This window comes from Olleya sp. YS, assembly GCF_029760915.1.
Taxonomy (GTDB): Bacteria; Bacteroidota; Bacteroidia; order Flavobacteriales; family Flavobacteriaceae; genus Olleya.
In genome coordinates this window covers 2,195,001-2,214,074 of the sequence record NZ_CP121685.1, presented here as the reverse complement: position 1 = coordinate 2,214,074, position 19,074 = coordinate 2,195,001, and the positions used below count along the sequence as shown (strand labels likewise).

Annotated in this window: 18 protein-coding genes (1 of these 18 cut by a window edge); 15 read left to right on the top strand and 3 right to left on the bottom strand. The window is 31.9% G+C overall.

All coding sequences use genetic code 11. The features are described from left to right. The first annotated feature begins 119 nt into the window (after positions 1 to 119). The 3 genes from Ollyesu_RS10170 (at position 120) to Ollyesu_RS10160 (ending at position 3,739) form a co-directional block, all read left to right on the top strand. Positions 120 to 521 carry a hypothetical protein gene (locus tag Ollyesu_RS10170; RefSeq protein ID WP_279301110.1) on the top strand — a complete coding sequence of 134 codons (402 nt, stop codon included), beginning with the start codon at positions 120 to 122 and terminating at the stop codon, positions 519 to 521. Positions 522 to 919: 398 nt separating this feature from the next. Continuing rightward, complete coding sequence (locus Ollyesu_RS10165) at positions 920 to 2,785, top strand: DEAD/DEAH box helicase (protein ID WP_279301109.1); 1,866 nt, start codon at positions 920 to 922, stop codon at positions 2,783 to 2,785. Between the two features lie 108 nt (positions 2,786 to 2,893). Continuing rightward, complete coding sequence (locus Ollyesu_RS10160) at positions 2,894 to 3,739, top strand: carboxypeptidase-like regulatory domain-containing protein (protein ID WP_279301108.1); 846 nt, start codon at positions 2,894 to 2,896, stop codon at positions 3,737 to 3,739. 3 nt (positions 3,740 to 3,742) lie between these two features. Here the strand turns inward: Ollyesu_RS10160 and Ollyesu_RS10155 are convergent, their stop codons facing one another. The 3 genes from Ollyesu_RS10155 to Ollyesu_RS10145 form a co-directional block, all read right to left on the bottom strand. Next, positions 3,743 to 4,120, bottom strand: a complete 378-nt coding sequence (locus Ollyesu_RS10155) for a VOC family protein (protein ID WP_279301107.1) — start codon at positions 4,118 to 4,120, stop codon at positions 3,743 to 3,745. Positions 4,121 to 4,141: 21 nt separating this feature from the next. Then, complete coding sequence (locus Ollyesu_RS10150) at positions 4,142 to 4,801, bottom strand: RNA methyltransferase (protein WP_279301106.1); 660 nt, start codon at positions 4,799 to 4,801, stop codon at positions 4,142 to 4,144. 70 nt (positions 4,802 to 4,871) lie between these two features. Further along, positions 4,872 to 5,693, bottom strand: coding sequence for a hypothetical protein (locus tag Ollyesu_RS10145; protein ID WP_279301105.1), 822 nt, complete (start codon positions 5,691 to 5,693; stop codon positions 4,872 to 4,874). Between the two features lie 103 nt (positions 5,694 to 5,796). Between Ollyesu_RS10145 and Ollyesu_RS10140 the strand changes: the two genes are divergently transcribed. The 12 genes from Ollyesu_RS10140 to murQ form a co-directional block, all read left to right on the top strand. Next, positions 5,797 to 6,468 (top strand): NAD-dependent deacylase, encoded by a 672-nt coding sequence (locus Ollyesu_RS10140; protein ID WP_279301104.1) that lies wholly within the window; start codon positions 5,797 to 5,799, stop codon positions 6,466 to 6,468. 2 nt (positions 6,469 to 6,470) lie between these two features. Continuing rightward, positions 6,471 to 7,397 (top strand): DUF4421 family protein, encoded by a 927-nt coding sequence (locus Ollyesu_RS10135; RefSeq protein ID WP_279301103.1) that lies wholly within the window; start codon positions 6,471 to 6,473, stop codon positions 7,395 to 7,397. A 48-nt stretch (positions 7,398 to 7,445) separates the two neighbouring features. After that, entirely contained in the window at positions 7,446 to 7,856 is a 411-nt protein-coding gene (locus Ollyesu_RS10130) for a DUF4174 domain-containing protein (RefSeq protein ID WP_279301102.1), read from the top strand. Between the two features lie 113 nt (positions 7,857 to 7,969). Then, entirely contained in the window at positions 7,970 to 8,977 is a 1,008-nt protein-coding gene (locus Ollyesu_RS10125; RefSeq protein WP_279301101.1) for a hypothetical protein, read from the top strand. A gap of 25 nt (positions 8,978 to 9,002) precedes the next feature. Beyond that, a complete protein-coding gene (locus tag Ollyesu_RS10120) occupies positions 9,003 to 9,533 on the top strand; it encodes a hypothetical protein (protein ID WP_279301100.1) in 531 nt (176 codons plus the stop codon). A gap of 142 nt (positions 9,534 to 9,675) precedes the next feature. After that, a complete protein-coding gene (locus Ollyesu_RS10115) occupies positions 9,676 to 10,926 on the top strand; it encodes a PIN domain-containing protein (protein WP_279301099.1) in 1,251 nt (416 codons plus the stop codon). Between the two features lie 208 nt (positions 10,927 to 11,134). Next, on the top strand, positions 11,135 to 11,812 hold the full coding sequence (gene trmD / locus Ollyesu_RS10110; RefSeq protein ID WP_279301098.1) for a tRNA (guanosine(37)-N1)-methyltransferase TrmD: 678 nt from the start codon (positions 11,135 to 11,137) through the stop codon (positions 11,810 to 11,812). Positions 11,813 to 11,937: 125 nt separating this feature from the next. Further along, positions 11,938 to 12,291: a 50S ribosomal protein L19 gene (gene rplS, locus Ollyesu_RS10105; protein WP_279301097.1), complete on the top strand. Its 354-nt coding sequence runs from the start codon at positions 11,938 to 11,940 to the stop codon at positions 12,289 to 12,291. Positions 12,292 to 13,226: 935 nt separating this feature from the next. Continuing rightward, a complete protein-coding gene (locus Ollyesu_RS10100; RefSeq protein WP_279301096.1) occupies positions 13,227 to 15,452 on the top strand; it encodes an NADP-dependent isocitrate dehydrogenase in 2,226 nt (741 codons plus the stop codon). A 76-nt stretch (positions 15,453 to 15,528) separates the two neighbouring features. Then, complete coding sequence (locus tag Ollyesu_RS10095) at positions 15,529 to 17,904, top strand: TonB-dependent receptor (protein WP_279301095.1); 2,376 nt, start codon at positions 15,529 to 15,531, stop codon at positions 17,902 to 17,904. Between the two features lie 4 nt (positions 17,905 to 17,908). Continuing rightward, positions 17,909 to 18,745 carry a DUF4249 family protein gene (locus Ollyesu_RS10090; protein WP_279301094.1) on the top strand — a complete coding sequence of 279 codons (837 nt, stop codon included), beginning with the start codon at positions 17,909 to 17,911 and terminating at the stop codon, positions 18,743 to 18,745. A gap of 109 nt (positions 18,746 to 18,854) precedes the next feature. Continuing rightward, on the top strand, positions 18,855 to 19,074 hold the 5' portion of the coding sequence (murQ, locus tag Ollyesu_RS10085) for an N-acetylmuramic acid 6-phosphate etherase (protein WP_279301093.1). 599 nt of this gene lie beyond the right edge of the window; the window shows 220 of its 819 coding nt (coding positions 1-220); it begins with the start codon at positions 18,855 to 18,857; the stop codon falls past the right edge of the window.

Here is a 19,074-nt window from a genome sequence, read left to right as displayed (position 1 = left end):
CAAAAAATTCTATTAACTTCGAATATATAGGAACTGCTGATAAAGAATATTAAAACGATTCCTTATCAACCTATAGTTGGCATTCATTAAAACCAATCACTACTAATTGAACTGAATAAGTGAATAATAAAACTCTGAATTACATAATAATTGGACTTTACCTGATTTCACTCTTTACCGAATCATTTAGTGGAAGTGGCGGAGTTTATGGAATTTTTGCTTTGATATTTGGCGGACTTTCAATCTTAATTGGAAATTTATTTGCATTTGGTGCATGGATAGCGAATATTCTATTCTTTATCACATTTATCAGAAAATCAAAACTGAATACAAAACTGACTTTAAGTGGAATCGCAGTATTGCTCGGAATTTTAGCAGTATTTGTAACTGATTTACCAATGCATATGGGTTCAAGTACATCACCTGTGAAAATCGAAATTGGATTTTACTTCTGGATTGGAAGTTTGACCTTATTGTTTGGAAAAAACCTAATGGAATATATACAACTGAATAAAAAATAACGAAATGCCAACAATGTATAACCGCAATCACGGCGGATTCGACTACGTCCGAATCCACTCGGAATTCCGAGCGTCAGTGCTTAAACGAAAAACAGTAACTTAAAACCCGCAACTAATCTAATACAAAACTGATTCTTAACATCAGAAACCTTAAAATTTTACTTTTAACACTCCACCACAACCTCTTTCTAAGACGCTAAAAATCATTAGTTTAAACAATTAGTAACACAGTAATCAAATATCTTAAATAAAAGTGTACCTTTGCACCTTGAAAAAACGCATAGGCGTTAAATTACTCCTCAGAGAGAGGATGTGTTACTAGAAGTATAGGTTAAAGTTGTTCAATGCGCTTCTATAGGTAACACCAACTTAAAGCAATTGAATACTTATAATTTAGAATGAGCACATTCCAAGAACTTGGTCTTGACGCAAATTTGCTACAAGCCATTACAGACTTAGGTTTTGAAACACCTAGCGAAGTCCAACAAAAAGCAATCCCATTATTATTAGAGTCTGAACGCGATTTAGTTGCTTTAGCACAAACTGGTACTGGTAAAACAGCAGCATTTGGTTTTCCTATGCTACAAAAAATTGATGTCGATAGTCGTACCACACAAGGGTTAATACTATCGCCAACTAGAGAATTATGTTTGCAAATTGCAAACGAAATGAAGCAATACGGTAAGTACAACAAAGGACTAAACGTGACTGCTATTTATGGTGGGTCTAGTATTACAGACCAGGCACGTGAGGTCAAACGTGGTGCGCAAATTATTGTGGCTACTCCTGGTCGTATGAAAGATATGATTAAAAGACGTTTAGTAGACATCACCAAAATACAATATGCTGTTTTAGATGAAGCAGATGAGATGCTAAACATGGGTTTTTATGAAGATATTACAGATATCCTATCAGGAACTCCAGAAGAAAAAAGCACGTGGTTATTTAGTGCAACCATGCCAAAAGAGGTCGCAACCATAGCCAAAAAGTTTATGAACGACCCTTTAGAGGTGACTGTTGGTCATAAAAACGAAAGTACCTCTAACGTATCACACGAATACTATTTAGTAAATGCGCGTGACAGGTACCAAGCCTTAAAACGATTAGCAGATGCAAATCCAGATATATTTTCGGTAATTTTTTGTCGTACCAAACGTGATACTCAAAAAGTTGCAGAACAATTAATTGAAGATGGTTATAGTGCAGGAGCCTTACATGGTGACTTAAGCCAAAACCAACGTGATATTGTGATGAAACAATTTAGAACACGTCAAATTCAAATGCTTGTCGCAACGGATGTTGCTGCACGTGGTATTGATGTGGACGATGTTACACACGTTATAAATTACCAATTAAGTGACGAGATAGAAACCTACACACACCGAAGTGGTCGTACAGGACGTGCTGGAAAAACTGGTGTATCTATGGTTATTGTGTCTAAAAGTGAAGTGCGTAAGCTTAAAAGTATCGAGCGAATAATTAATAAAAAGTTTGAATTAAAAGAAATTCCTAACGGAATGGAAATTTGCGAAGTACAGTTAATGTCTTTAGCCAATAAAATTCATAATACCGAAATTAATCACGAAATCGATAAGTACTTAGAAGATATCAATGCTTTGTTTGAAGACACAAGTAAAGACGAATTGATTAAAAAATTCTTCTCTGTAGAGTTTACACGCTTTTATAACTATTATCAAAAAGCTAAAAACCTTAATGTTGTTGCAGGAGATTCTGGTCGTGATAAAGGTCGCACTAGTTCTGGTAACGCCACACGGTACTTTATTAATGTAGGTGAAAAAGATGGTTACGATTGGATGAAACTAAAAGACTTTTTAAAAGACGTTTTAGATTTAGGTCGTGACGATGTCTTTAAAGTTGACGTAAAAGACACATTTTCATTTTTTAATACTGAAAAAGAACATCAAGAGAAAGTCTTAGCCTTTTTTACCGATTATAAAGACAATGGACGTTTTGTCAATGTAGAAGTTACCGAAGACAGAGGTGGTCGTGGTGGACGAGGTGGACGTGACAGAAACAGAGGTGGCGGAAGACGTCGTGATGGTGGTGGAGATCGCAGAAGAAGAGATGACAAGCCAAGAGGAGACAGACGTTCTAGACGAAGCGACGATAATTCTGGTAACAGAAGTGATAGACGTAGAAGCTCTGAAGGTGGTCAAGAAAATAGAGGAAGACGTGCAGATAGAGATAAATCTGTTTTTAAAACAACACACTCTAGACCTACAAGAAACAGACGAAAGGATTAATTTTGAAATGAAATAACATTAAACCTTTCTGTTAATATTTAGTCAAAAATAAAAGAAGACGCTATTTTTAGCGTTTTCTTTATTATTTTTATATCTGAATTTACATCAATGAAGCACTACCTATTTATTTTCCTTTTTAGTTTCATCACTACTTTTGCATTTTCTCAAGACAAAACAGAAAAAACAACAGCTGAAACAACAGTGAAAAAAGTAACTGATTCTACTGCTGTTAAAGCAGAATCTACAGTAAAAGGTATTATTATTGATGCGACTTCAAAACAACCTTTAGAAAACGTAAATATTGTTAACCTAAACCAAGTTATTGGTACTGCAACAAATGCAAAAGGTGAATTTGAATTACGTGCAAAAGCCAATGATACGCTTCACCTCTCCTATTTAGGGTTTAAATCTATTAAAGTAAAAGTAACTAATGACTGGGTTGATAAAATTGAAAAATCGACCATTACGTTAACAGAGTTAGCTTTAGCTTTAGAGGAAGTTGTTGTAACAGGACTAAAACTAACAGGATATTTAGAAGTAGATGTCAAACAAGTTAACATCAACACTAACTACAGATACAGCATCTCTGGATTGTCAAACGGTTATGAAGCTGGTAAAAGACAGCCAAGTGCAGTCACCAAAGTATTGGGTTCTATTTTTAATCCTTTAGACTTCCTATACAATACCTTTAGTAAAAAAGGAAAAGAGTTGCGTAAGCTTAAAAAGATGAAAGAAGATGACAACATCCGAAACACTTTGGCAGCTCGTTTTGACAGAGAAATGCTAACAGCATTACTTGGTGTAAATAAGATAGATTTAGATGAAATTGTAAGTCAATGTAACTACTCTGAAGAGTTTGTGACCACTGCTAATGATCTTCAAATATTAGACGCAATTAGCGAATGTTATGAAGAATACAAAGTCTTAAATCGTAGTCGTAAAAAACGTATCTAGAGGTTATGGGCTTTGAAACAGAGCTACTCTATTACCTTCACAATCAATAAACAAAGCCATAAATCCAATCTCTGGAGAGATTAGTGTTTTTTCCTGAAGTATTTTGCCACCATTATCTTTAATTATTTCAAGATTGTTATTAATTTCTACCGAATTAAAATAAATCAAGACACCATCAGTTTTGCTAGGGACATAATCTTTATACTGTATTAAAGCTCCAGAACTTCCAGGTTTATCATCTTCATTTGGAAACCATCCCATCCTGACATCTCCAAAATCTTGTACGTTAATTTTTAGTTTAAAAACTGTTTCATAAAAACTAATTGCTCTAGTTAAATCTTTAACTGGAATTTCAAACCAGCCTACAACATTGCTTTTCATAATATAATTTTGTTTTAAAAATTATTTAGAGTCTAAATAATAGCGTTCGACAATCTCATCATAGCTTTTAATAGTTTTTTTACACCAATCTAATCTTTTTTCTAGTTTTTCAGTTTCGGTTAATTGCCAATCTATCTCAGTTTTTTTCAATTTAGTAGTCACATGCTGTAATATTATTGCTGCACTAACAGATATATTTAAACTTTCAGTAAAACCAACCATTGGTATTTTTAAAAAACAATCGGCTTGTTTTAAAACCTCTTCGGACAATCCTTGGGTTTCTCTTCCAAAGAAAAAGCAAGATTTTTTAGTGACATCAAAATCATATAACTCGCAATCCTTTGCATGTGGTGTAGTAGCCACTATTTGATAGTCTTTTTGTTTTAAAGTAGTAATACAATCGTTTACAGAATGAAACCGATTTAAATCTACCCACTTCTGTGCTCCCATTGCTATTTCTCGGTCAATACGTTTGGTATTAGTTTCTTCAACAATATTAACTTCTTGTATACCAAATACATCGCAACTACGTATAACTGCACTAGTATTATGCAATTGGTACACATCTTCAGTAGCTACAGTAAAATGTTTAGTACGCTGATTTAAGACTTGTTCAAAACGTGCTAACCTTTGTTCAGTTAAATAGGTTTCAAGATGTTGTAATAATTTAATATCTATCATGCTTTAAAAATAAAAAAACCTGACGGTTTTTCCATCAGGTTTAATATTTTGGTTAGTTATTTTTTGTGCTTTAATTCACACCAACATTTCCTTGGGCAATTAAAAAACCTAAGTTAGTTGCGCTTAAATGTACATTGACATAGCCATCTACAGATAGGATATCACTATATCCAAATGGTGTTCCATCATCTAGTGCATCAACATTAGTTCTGCTTATTCCTGTGGTCCCATTTACAGAAGCAAAAGTAAACAAAATAGCTCCTGGTGCAGTTGCGACGCTTCCTACGTGAATATGTGCTGGATGGACACCACCTGCTGGACTTCCGCTTAAACTAATGACTGCTAAAGCTTCTCCATTAATACGTTCTGTAAACGTAATACTACCAGAAACATCTGTGAGATCAACTTCATTAAGTGGATAAGTCATGCTGTTAGTAGTTAATTCGTTTTGTCCAATATCAGACTGTGCCACAATAGCATTATTGGTTTCACTTTGATGGACTACAAAATGTCCATCATAGTCTAATAATGCTTCGTAGGATATTGGAGTACCGTCATCTAAAGTATTAAACGTAGTTTCACTTTGTCCTGTAGTTCCGTCTACTGATTCTAAACTTACTGCAATTGCTCCAGATTCTGCAGCAGTATTAAAGTGGATATGCGCTGGATACAATTCTCCATCTGTAGTCCCAACTAAATTCACTTGGATGGTCACTGTATTATTTGAGTTTTTGATAAAATTTGCAGAACCGAAAATTCCGGAGTTATTAAAACTGGCAATATCAAATAATCTGGAATCAATTTGCGTTACTACTTCTGGAGTATCATCATCTGCACAATTAGTAAATACTGCTAAAACGGTAAAAAGGAAAAAATACCTGAGGGTTTTCATGGATTAATTATTTAAAAATGAATGACTTATTTTTTTCTAAGCATTAAGATATTAAAGGGAATTAATCTTAAGTTTATAACATATTTCAAATGTAGTAAAAAAAATGAAACATTTAGTGGTATTGACTGGAGCTGGTATGAGTGCCGAAAGTGGTATTAAAACCTTTAGAGGCGAAGATGGCTTATGGGAAGGACACGATGTTATGCAAGTAGCATCACCTAATGGTTTTGCTTCAAACCCAGAACTGGTTTTAGAGTTTTACAACCAACGTAGAAGACAATTGTTACAAGTAAAACCTAACCAAGCACATCTTGAACTAGCGAACCTTGAAAACTATTTTAAAGTAACTATTATTACTCAAAATATTGACGACCTACATGAACGTGCAGGAAGTACTAACGTGATACATCTGCATGGCGAATTGCTTAAAGTTAGAAGTACGAAAGATGAAAACCTTATTTTAGAGTGGACCAAAGATTTAGTTTTAGGTGATACAGATCACAATGGACACCAATTAAGGCCACACATTGTTTGGTTTGGAGAAGATGTACCTTTAATTGAAAAAGCAGTTACTATTTGTGCAACAGCAGACAAATTACTAATAATTGGCACGTCATTGCAAGTGTATCCAGCAGCTAGCTTAATGCATCTTGTACCACAACATATACCAAAATATTATATAGATCCACATCCATCCATTTCTAGTACTAAAAACCTAACTGTAATTCCAGAGGTTGCTACTAAAGGAATCAATACCTTTATTTCTGTTTTATAATTATGAGATTATTATTGTTACTACTCACTTTAGGCGTTATACACGTTGGTTTTAGCCAAAACTCGATAATATCGTTTAGAGAAAAACTGTTGGTTAAATCAAATATAAATACTCAAAACGAATCGTTTTCAATACAAGACAATGACCAATCCGTTTTAGTTAATGCTAATAACACTTATAGACTAGAAGTTGCAGCTAATTACAAATTTTTAGGATTAAAAGTTGGGTTTTCACCAAGTAGTAAAGACTCTGATTTTAAATCTAAATTTTTAAACTATCAATTAAACATATTTTTAGACCAATGGATACAAAGTGTTGAATACCGAAAGGTACAAGGGTTTTATCAAGACAATAATTTAAATGCGTTAGCTCAGTTTCCGCAGTTGAAAACGACTAGCTGGACAGGAACCACGTCTTACATCCTAAACAATAACTTTTCTTTAAAACATCTATTACACTTAACAGAGTGGCAAAGAGAAACTGCAGGTAGTTTTGTACCAAGTTTAAACTATGGTTTTAATAGGTTAAGCAACACCATTAACAACCAAAAAATTGCAGAAAATAGTTTTGATATATCCATAGCACCAGCCTATTATTACACTTGGGCTTTTAAGGACCATTGGTTTATCTCCTCCTCTATTTCTCCAGCTTTAGGTTTACGTTTTTCTAACGAGAAAACTAACGATACAACAAATAAAAATACCTTTGTTACTCGTGCTTTAGATATCACGTTTCAGTTTGGTTACACCTCAGAAACCATAAGTGCTGGAGCTAGTTTTAATTTTGATTCTAATGCCATAAATAAAAAGAATACACAAAGTATGGTTAACGATAAAAGCTATGCAAGTCTGTATTTTGGATACCGTTTTAATCCTCCAAAATTTTTAAAGCAAACTGTTGAAACTATTGAAAATAAAATTGGACTTTAATTGTAGAATTCAAGCTCTTTTTTTATTTGTATCTTTAAATAAAAACCTATGAGATTTTTATTGGTAATCATTATCTACTTTAGTGCTACAAGTATAAAAGCACAAGATTTAAAATCCCATCAATGGAAAAACAGAGTGTTGTTAGTTATTTCTAAAACTGAAAATTTAGAAGAATTCAAAAAACAAATTACATTATTAAACAATAACGATGACGCTTTTGCAGAACGTAAGCTTTTAGTGTATTACATATTACCTAATAAATACAAGATTGACAATAATAAGTGGATAACCTCTTCTGTACTTTTTAATAAATTTACCGACAAAAAATCCGCTTTTACTGTCATTTTAATTGGTTTAGATGGTGGTATTAAATTATCTCAGAACCAAATTATTTCCACTCAAAAACTGTTTAGTAGTATTGATGTTATGCCAATGCGAAAATCTGAATTGAAAGATTAAATAGCGTTTTATTATCACTCTAAGACTTGATTTTAAAGTTTCAAATTAGCGAAAAACAAAAAAGGATTATATATTTATTAAATTAATCGCTATTAATCAACCTTCATAACCTGATGAATACTAAGAAGATAGACCTTCTAAATATCGCTTTGATATTAATATCACTATTGGTAGCCATCAAACTACCTTTTGAATTGTTTTTGTTTTCTTATGCTATTTTGGGACCATTACACTACTTAACCGAAATTAACTGGTTAAAAGAGCGCAATTACTTTGTTAAAAGCAATAAAAAGTGGATTTACTTTTTTATTCTTTTCCCTTTTATATTAGCTATTTACCCAATTTACAAGTTTCTGGATTTAGGTTTAACAAATGCGTTAGATGATTTACTTAAACTAGTAAACAGAAACACTAATGCGTTATTACTTATTGGTTTTTTTTTAGCTGTAGGCTTAATATTTGTGAGTAAAGCTAAGCATCTGTTTTTAGTGTTATTTTTAGCCATAATCACAGCTATAACCTTAACGTTTTATATCCCTAAATCACTTTTTCTAGTTGGATTATTCTTACCAACCTTGATTCATGTGTATCTATTTACATTTTTATTTATTGTTTTTGGCGCCTTAAAAGCTAAAAGCAGTTATGGCTATTTATTAGGCTTTGTTATGCTTTGTATTCCTTTTATTATTTGGTTAATTCCTATAGATGCCACTAGTTACAACTTAAATCAAAGCGCTATAGACACCTACATAGAAAGTAATATGATGGGAGTGAATTCTAAAATTGCCGAGTTTTTAAATCAAATACAAAACGGAAAATTTTATGCACTTTCTGAAGTAGGTTTAAAAATTCAGATTTTTATTGGCTTTGCTTACACCTATCATTATCTCAATTGGTTTTCTAAAACGTCGGTTATTGGTTGGAAAAAAGCCATATCTAAACAAAAAGGGATATTAATACTTGCCATTTGGATGTTGTCTGTTGCATTATATATATATGATTACAAAACTGGGCTAGTCGCATTATTCTTTTTAAGTTTTTTACATGTGTTTTTAGAGTTTCCTTTAAACGCATTAACAATAAAAGAAGTCTTCTCTATTAAAAACTATAAGAAAAACTAATATATTAGTTTAATACTACTAAGTAATGCAAAATCCCAATATCTTAAAAGGCTCTGATATACAAATCACCAATATGCGTGATGCTTATAAAATTTCAATACCTGGCTATAGGTTACATTGGAATGTAGCTACTTTGTTTAGACTATTACTTATTGGTTTTTGTCTTTTTGTGCCTAGTTTTTTACTATATCGCGCAACAGAAACAAAAAGTATAATTATAATCAGTGTTTTTTTAGTCATTATAATACTATTAATTATCATATTTCATTCTGATACAATAATAACATACTCTAAAAATCAAATTAAAGTAGGTTATAATTGGTGTCCACTATCTAGAATACGAAAAACAGAATATTTAGAAAGAATTTACACTAAAGATGAAGTCAGTAGCTCAAACGATGGACCTGGAAGTAGCTTTTCTTACTTAGTACTAAAGTTTTCTAAACAAAGAAATATAAGCATTATGATAGATCCATTAACAAGACAAGAAACTGAGTTTTTGACTGGAAGATTAAGCTATATTAGGTATAAGTTTTTAAATGAAAATAAAACATAGTCATTTAAAATAACTAATAAACTCATCTCTTATATAATGATACTTGACTTTGTTAAATAAATCAACTAACTTCGTTTAACGACTGATATAAAACATTAAAACGTTTTCATATCATATAAGTTAGGAAACATTAGAAAAAAATATGTCAGAAGAAAAAAAGAATCACTTTATATATAAAAAAATATTTCCTGATGCGAAATCAATATTAAATAGAAAGGAAAAGAAAATTGATGAAATATTTAAAGACGCTATTTTCGTTCTAGATACAAATTCACTTCTTGCCCCTTTTAATACTGGAAAGGAAAATATTGAAGAAATTAGAAAAGTTTATAAAAAACTAATTGAAGAAAAAAGATTATACATACCTGAACACGTTCTTCGAGAATTTGCTAGGAATAGGTCATCAAAAATAAGCAATCTTTATACTAATATAGATAATATGCTTTCGACAATTCCGAGTATCAAGCCATTTGAATATCCAATTTTAGGAGAACTTGACGCTTACAAAGAACTTAAAGAAAATAGAGATTTAATTATTGATAACATAAAAAAATATAAAGACTCTTTAACTAGTATAAAGTCTGGAATTACAAATTGGAATTGGTCAGACCCTGTAACTTCTATGTATAAAAATACCTTCACAGAAGATATTATATTTACAACAAAACTATCCGAAGAAGATTTAATAAAAGAATACGAGGAAAGACTAAACAATGATATACCTCCAGGAAATAAAGATAAATCTAAAGAGAACAATGCTATTGGAGACTTCGTTATCTGGAAAAGTATATTAGAATTAGGTGAGGAAAAAAAATCTGATATAATTTTCATTTCAAATGACGAAAAAAATGATTGGCTACTAAAGGGAAATAAAAAATCTATTTCTACAAAATTTGAATTAGTTGACGAGTTTTATAGATGTTCTGACTCTAATCATTTCATTTCAATGACTTTTACAGACTTCCTTGAGACACAAGGTTTGGAAATTGAAATATTTTCAGATTTTGATAAGATTTTTGGAAATGCTCTTAAAAGTGAACAAAACTCAACATTAAACTCTCTAAAAGAATTAAATAAAGTGATTTCTGATTTTTTAATAATGAATAATGATGACCCGAATGAGGTTATTTTTATCGAAGAAAATATTGAATTTCAATTTTCAATTTTCAAAGAATCTTATCGAGACGAATATTTTGGAACTGATAAATGGAATTATTATTTTGATTATTTCTTTTTGTTTTCTGAATGGTTACCCGATATTATATCTCTTAATAACGAAATAATATATCAAGAACATAGACATAAGAGAGACACTAGAACTGAACAAATAAAACTTTTAGCACTTTGTAAAGAGTTTGTGAAAAAGTATGATGAATTTAGTATAATTATATAAAACGTTTCCTAACACCTTCTATAATTAATGGCTAGTTCGAGCTTACTTACGAAAATCCTCGCGGATTTTCTATTAGGTTTTTATTTGCTAAATTAGGTGATTAAACACGCCACTAATCATACACAAACTCGTTAAACGACATATCCCAAAATTCAATCTATACGCATCCAAACATTTCATTTATCTTTGCCAATTATAAAGCAACACTATGCGCATTGATATTATAACCGTTTTACCAGAATTACTTAAAAGTCCGTTTGAAGCCTCTATTTTAAAACGCGCTATTGAGGCTGGTTTGGTAGAGGTTCATTTTCATAATTTAAGAGACTATACCACTGACAACTACAAATCTATTGACGACACACAGTTTGGTGGTGGTGCAGGTATGGTCATGATGATAGAGCCTATTGACAAATGCATTACCAAATTAAAAGCAGAACGTCATTACAACGAAGTGATTTACATGACTCCAGATGGAGAGACGCTAAACCAAAGTATTGCCAATCAAGTATCCTTAAAAGAAAATATTATTATCCTTTGTGGGCATTATAAAGGTGTGGATCAACGTGTACGCGACTTATTTATTACTAAAGAAATCTCTATAGGAGATTACGTCTTGTCTGGCGGAGAACTTGGTGCAGCAGTGCTTTGTGATGCAGTTATTAGATTAATTCCTGGTGTGTTAGGTAATGAGACCTCTGCACTAACAGACAGTTTTCAGGATAATTTATTAGCACCTCCAATTTATACCAAACCCAGAGATTATAAAGGACACAAAGTACCAGACGTATTATTAACTGGTCATGCAGCCAATATAGAAAAATGGAGAGAAGAGCAAGCTTACCAACGTACTAAAGATAGACGACCAGATTTATTGGAAGATTAAGTAAAAAATCGCACTTTTTACTTTTTACTTTTTACTTTTTACTTATATTTGCATCCAATTTCGGATTAACCTCTGGCGAGATACGCGAATGTTGCTCTGAATCAATCATTTAAAATTAAATAAAGATGGAATCTTTAATAAAATTTGTACAAGACGAATTTGTAACAAGAAAAGACTTACCAGAATTTTCAGCTGGAGACACAATTACTGTGTATTACGAAATTAAGGAAGGAGCTAAAACACGTACTCAGTTTTTTAGAGGCGTAGTATTACAAAGAAGAGGTACTGGATCTTCTGAAACCTTTACAATTAGAAAAATGTCTGGAACTATTGGTGTAGAGCGTATCTTCCCAATTAACTTACCAGCATTACAAAAAATTGAAGTAAATAAAAGAGGTAAAGTTAGAAGAGCAAGAATCTTTTACTTTAGAGGTCTTACTGGTAAAAAAGCAAGAATTAAAGAAGCTAGAAGAAAATAAATTCTTCACCATTACACATATTAAAAAGCCTAACTTACTTAAGTTAGGCTTTTTTTGGTTATTAACTTTTGTTAATAACTATGGTTTATAACTAGTTGATATCTAATAGCTTAATTTTTTTGCAGACTTGTAAATAAAATATATTTTAGTAAAACAATTAATAACAATAGCAATATTGGTTACAATGTAAAAAGTTGTTTAAATTTAATTGTATTGTTTTTTGAGGTTTTGAAAATGACATGTGTAGTCGTGTTTATTTAAAAATCATGAGATTTTAAGAAGTGAATCATGCTTGCAGGATTTAACTAGTAAAATTGAAAGTTTTAAGTCAAATAAAGGCGTGAAAGCAAATTTATTTAAAAGAAGCAATGTTTATTGACAGTAATTACCGTGAAAACGAGAATTAAAAGATGTAAACATCAAGAAAAACAATTACTATGTACATTTAGTGACAGGTCAATACATTTTGAAAGTCACACCCAAATGTACTATTGATTTAACGTGAGCTTGCTCTGAAAAGATGTAAAACGTTAGTTTTGGATCGATTTAACGAAAGTTAAATAAGACAGCACAGTGTTAATTCAAGAAAGCCATGACAATAAATAGTTAAGTCTATTATGTTATGGCTTTTGTTTTTTATTGCTTTTTTAAGACAAAGTAGATTTTACAACCTCTTACCACTACTCGATTCATCCAGAACACAACAAGATTAAAGAAGCTAAATTCTCAAAAACACAAATTGAAGAGTTGTTGGACTGCTATAATATTCATATTTCTTAAAATTATAAGTGTTTTTTGCTAATTCCGCAAAAAATTAAAGATCAAATTATTAACCAATAAATAGAGTCGTTAAGTAATCGTTTTCGCTTTAAAAAACCTCCTATTTTTTGTATCTTCGCGAAGCTTTAAAATAAACTAACATACAATTTACATTTATGTCAAATTCACCAAAAATTATATATACCATTACAGACGAAGCTCCTGCATTAGCAACACGCTCATTTTTACCCATTGTACAAGCGTTTACAGCGTCCTCTGGAATAGGATTAGAAACTAGAGACATATCTTTAGCTGCACGTATATTAGCAGTTTTCCCTGATTATTTAACTGAGGACCAACGTGTATCTGATGACTTAGCGTTTTTAGGAGAGCTTGCAAAAACACCAGAAGCAAACATTATAAAATTACCAAATATTAGTGCTTCTATACCGCAATTAAAAGCAGCTATAAAAGAACTTCAAGACCAAGGATATGCCATTCCTGATTATCCTGAAGAAGTTACAAACGATAAAGAAAAAGACGCTAAACAGCGTTACGATAAAATAAAAGGTAGTGCAGTAAATCCTGTACTACGTGAAGGTAACTCAGACAGACGCGCACCTAAAGCAGTAAAAAACTACGCTAAGAAAAACCCACACTCAATGGGTAAATGGTCAAAAGACTCAAAATCTCATGTAGCAACAATGTCTGCTGGAGATTTTGCTCACAATGAAAAGTCGGTGACGCTAAGTGAAGCAAATTCGGTTAAAATTCAACACACAGATAACAACGGAAACACAACCATTTTAAAAGACAATTTAGCACTTTTAAAAGGTGAAATTATTGATGCATCTGTACTTAGTAAAAAAGCGTTATTAACCTTTTTAGAGGAACAAGTAAAAGATGCTAAAGACAAAGGTGTGTTATTTTCGTTGCACATGAAAGCGACCATGATGAAGGTCTCAGACCCTATTATATTTGGTCATGCAGTACGTGTGTTTTTTAAAGATGTATTTGCAAAACATAGTGAAACATTTGATAAAATTGGAGTGGACGTCAATAATGGTTTTGGAAACTTATTAAGTAATTTAAACGAGTTATCAGAAACAGAACGTAACTCCATCTTAGCAGACATTGATTTGGCTTACAAAGCAAATCCTGCTTTAGCAATGGTAGATAGTGATAAAGGCATTACTAATTTACATGTTCCAAGTGATGTTATTATAGATGCATCAATGCCAGCTATGATTAGAAACTCAGGTCAAATGTGGAATGCAGATGGAAAATCTCAGGACACAAAAGCGGTAATACCAGATAGTAGTTATGCAGGAATCTATACTGCAACTATCAATTTTTGTAAAGAACATGGCGCTTTTGATCCTACAACCATGGGAACAGTTCCTAACGTTGGACTGATGGCTCAAAAAGCTGAAGAATATGGTTCACACGATAAGACTTTTGAAATTGCTACAGATGGAAAAGTACAAGTAATTGATACTAACGGAAACGTGTTAATCGAGCATACCGTAGAAACTGGTGATATTTGGAGAATGTGTCAAGTTAAAGATGCACCAATCCAAGACTGGGTAAAATTAGCTGTTACACGTGCTAGAGCATCTCAAACTCCTGCTGTGTTCTGGTTAGACGAAAACAGAGCTCATGATGCTGAATTAATTAAAAAAGTAAATACGTATTTAAAAGATCATAATACTGAAGGTCTAGAACTTCATATTTTATCTCCAATAAAAGCTACAGAATTTACTTTAAAACGAGTAAAAGCTGGACAAGACACAATTTCTGTTTCTGGAAATGTCTTACGTGATTACTTAACAGATTTATTCCCAATTTTAGAACTAGGGACATCAGCAAAAATGTTATCTATTGTACCATTAATGAATGGTGGTGGTTTATTTGAAACTGGTGCTGGTGGATCTGCTCCAAAACATGTACAACAGTTTGTTGAAGAAAACCACTTACGTTGGGATAGTCTAGGAGAATTTTTAGCTTTAGCTGTATCGTTAGAACATTTCAGTGAAGTAAACAGTAATCCTAAAGCTAAAATTTTAGGTGATGCTTTAGATGACGCAACAGAAAAATTATTGGAAAACAAAAAAGGACCTTCTAGAAAAGTAGGCGAAATTGATAATAGAGGTAGCCACTTTTATTTAGCAATGTATTGGGCAGAAGCGTTAGCAAACCAAGATAAAGATGCAGACTTAAAAGCCCAATTTGGACCTGTAGCACTTGCATTTAAAGCAGAGGAGCAAACCATAATAAATGCTTTAAATGACATACAAGGAAAAGCTGTAGATATTCAAGGGTATTACGCTCCAAATGAAGCATCAACAGTAAAGGCAATGCGACCAATACAGTTATTTAACGACATACTTAAAAGTATTTAATAGCATTCATTAAGAATATGTTAAAAGCTCCCTTATAGGGAGCTTTTTTTATACTTTTACTTATCAAAATTAAAAAATGAAACACGTCTCAAGCTTTATACTCTTCATAATTTTATTAAACTCTTCAGCAATCATAGCGCAAGAAAAATTTACTTTAAGCGGTAAAATAACAGAAGCTAGTAGTAACGAATCATTAATTAGTGTAAACGTAATTATTCCAGAATTAACGACAGGAGCAGTTACTAACGAGTATGGTTTCTACTCGATTACATTACCAAAAGGAACTTACAAAGTCATTATTTCTTACCTAGGGTTTTCAGAAATTACAGAAACAATTACACTAGATAGTGATATCACTAAAAACTTTAGTCTTGAAGAATCATTTGAGAATCTAGATGAAGTTATTATCACAGAAAATATTGAAAAACTCAACATTAAAAAACCTCAAATGAGTGTTAATGCTTTAAAATCGTCAACCATTAAAAACATTCCTGTAGTTTTAGGCGAAGCAGATGTTATCAAAGCTATAACCCTATTACCAGGTGTTACCAATGCAGGTGAAGGATCTTCAGGGTTTAATGTTCGTGGTGGAGCAGCCGATCAAAATTTAATCTTATTAGATGAAGCTACTGTATTTAATTCGTCACATTTATTTGGTTTCTTTTCGGTTTTCAATCCAGATGCTATCAAAGATTTAAAATTATATAAAGGCGGAATTCCAGCACGTTATGGTGGACGTGTGTCATCTGTACTAGACATTTATCAAAAAGAAGGAAACAGTAAACAGTTTCATATGAATGGTGGTATAGGTATTGTTTCTAGTCGTTTGTTAGCAGAAGGACCATTAAAAAAGGATAAAGGATCTTTTTTATTTGGTGGACGTAGTAGTTATGCACATTTATTTTTACCACTTTTTGATATAGATAATGTGGCGTATTTTTATGATTTAAATACTAAGCTTAGTTATAATTTAAATGATGATAATAGTATTTACCTATCAGGTTATTTTGGTCGTGATGTGTTTAGAATTGCAGATAGCTTTGACAACACTTATGGTAATACGGTAGTTAATTTTAGGTGGAACCATTTATTTTCAGATAAATTATTTTCAAACATGTCATTAATCTACTCAGATTATTACTATGGTTTAAAACTTAATTTTGTAGAGTTTGATTGGAATTCAGGCATTCAAAACTTCAATTTTAAATACGATTTTAAACACTATGTGTCAGATGGATTCAAACTTCAATACGGACTAAATAGCATTTATTACAAATTTAATCCAGGTGAAATCGAACCTTCTACTCCAACTTCAGGAATAAATTCGTTTAAATTGATAGATAAATATGCATTTGAAAATGCTATTTATATTGATGCAGAACATGATATTAATGAAAAATTATCTCTTAGTTATGGATTAAGACTTAGCTCCTTTTTACGTTTAGGTCAAGACGAATTAAATATATATGAAAATAACCAACCTGTAGTATTTAATGACGATTTTCAGATATATGAAAAAGCAACGCCAATTGGTGTAGAAACATTTGATAGAAGCGATGTCATTAAGAGTTTTGCAAATCTAGAACCTAGATTATCTTTAGCTTATCAGTTAAATGAACAATCATCTGTAAAAGCAAGCTATAATCGTATGACACAATACTTGCATTTATTATCAAATACATCCTCTCCAACACCTTTAGATATATGGACACCTAGTGGTAAATATGTTAAACCACAACTATTAGACCAGGTTGCTATAGGTTATTTTAGAACTATTAATGACGATAGATATTCTTTAGAAGTTGAAAGCTTTTATAAAAAAATTAAAAATAGAATAGACTACATAGATGGGGCAGATTTAATTGCGAATAATGCTATAGAGCAAATCATACTAAATGGAGAAGCCAGAGCTTACGGTTTAGAAGTATTGTTAAGAAAAAACGAAGGACGCTTTAAAGGTTGGTTAGCATATACCTTATCTAAATCCGAGCAGAAAACACCAGGACGTACACCTTCAGAGTTAGGCATAAACAATAGTAATTGGTATAATACAGCATTTGATAAAACCCATGATATATCATTTACAGGAAGCTATGACTTAAATAAAAAATGGAAATTTAATGCCAATTTTTTATTCCAAACTGGACAGCCAACAACCTATCCTAATGGTCAATACGTATATAATGGTGTAAGTATACCAAGCTATAGCAACCGTAATGCAGATAGATTGCCTAGTTACCATCGCTTAGATTTTTCGGCTAATTATACACCTAATCCAGAAAAAACTAATGGTTGGCAAAGCTATTGGGTATTTAGTGTATATAATATTTATAATCGTCGCAATGCAGCTTCAATTAGCTTCGGAGAAAACAGAAACACAGGAGTCAATGAGGCTACAAGATTAGCTATTTTTGGTATAATACCATCGGTTTCTTATAATTTTAAATTTTAATAAAATGAAAGACATAAGACATAACATAATAAATAGATCATTGTACGTATTGTTGATATTAATAGTATTCAATTGTGAAGATGTCATCGATTTAAAAGTACCAACTTCAGATCCAAAACTAGTCATTGAAGCATCTTTAAATTGGTTTGAGGGTACAGATGGAAGTAATCAAGAAATAAAATTAACCTTATCAGCACCATTTTTTGATTCAGAAGTTCCACCAGCAAACAACGCAATAGTAACTGTAGAAGATACTAACGGAAATATTTTTAATTTTATTGAAGATGCAAACACAGGTATATATAAAACAACAAACTTTATTCCTGTATTAGACCAAGAATACACACTAAACATAAACTACAACGGAGAAACTTATATTGGTACAGAAATACTAAAATCAGTTACACCTATAGACTACATAGAACAAAATAATGAAGGTGGATTTTCTGGAGAGGATATAGAACTTAAAGCCTATTATACAGATCCAGAAAATATTGAAAATTATTATTTTTATGAGTTTATAAGCGATATTCCAGAATATCCAGTATTAGAAGTCTATGATGACGAGTTTACGGACGGAAACCAAATATTCGCTTTTTACACCGAAGAAGATCTAGAAGCAGGTGACCAAGTAATTATAAATAATTATGGAGTTTCAGAACAGTTCTATCAATTCATGTTTCTACTTTTACAACAAACAGCAGAAGATGGAGGTGGACCTTTTGAGACGCAACCTGCAACCGTAAGAGGTAATTGCGTAAATATTACAAATCCGGACAATTTCCCACTTGGGTATTTTAGGGTTTCACAAGCTTATCAATTTACTTATATTGTAGAATAAAATAATTAGGACGTTACCACAAGGGTCGCGCTTTCACTACTCCGCTCTCTGCGAGGAGCTCAGACAAACCGTTCAATCGCTAACGCAAAACAGAACTAACAAAGAGACTATGGATTTCATAAAAACTACAGAATCTGATTCAAACTACAATCATCTAGAAAATATGTCTGTTTTGGAACTGCTACAAAATATAAATAAAGAAGATAAGACTGTTCCTGATGCTGTAGAAAAAGCAATTCCCCAAATAAAAAACTTGACAGATCAAATAGTGTTAAAACTTAAAGATGGTGGAAGACTATTCTATATTGGAGCTGGTACAAGTGGTAGAT